Raw genomic sequence first — 280 nt, 5'->3', positions numbered from 1 at the left:
TTCAGAAGACCATCCAACACAGCCAGGACAAGATAGACGCCATGACCGTGGTGGATTTGAACGCTGAAAGTCTTAGACGGGACGTCTTAACGGATCTGAAGAGAGAGATGAGGTCTGAAATAGAGATGCATCAGACGGAGCTGAATCATAGCTACCTCAGGACAAAGCTTATCCTGAACTATATCCCTGTCATCATCAGTCTGATCTTTGTGATATTCACCATCTATTATCTTATGACAGGGATGCATTAGGATGTTCACACTCCTTTATTATGGCATCC

General features: G+C 43.9%; 1 pseudogene. It reads left to right on the top strand.

Annotation, left to right across the window (positions count from 1 at the left end):
* Positions 1-251, top strand: a pseudogene (locus CD152_RS11865) (hypothetical protein); the annotation flags it as partial.
* Positions 252-280 lie beyond the last annotated feature (29 nt).

Origin of the sequence: Macrococcoides caseolyticum (genome assembly GCF_002902665.1) — a bacterium.
Classification (GTDB): domain Bacteria; phylum Bacillota; class Bacilli; order Staphylococcales; family Staphylococcaceae; genus Macrococcoides; species Macrococcoides caseolyticum.
This window is presented reverse-complemented; position numbering and strand designations above follow the sequence as displayed.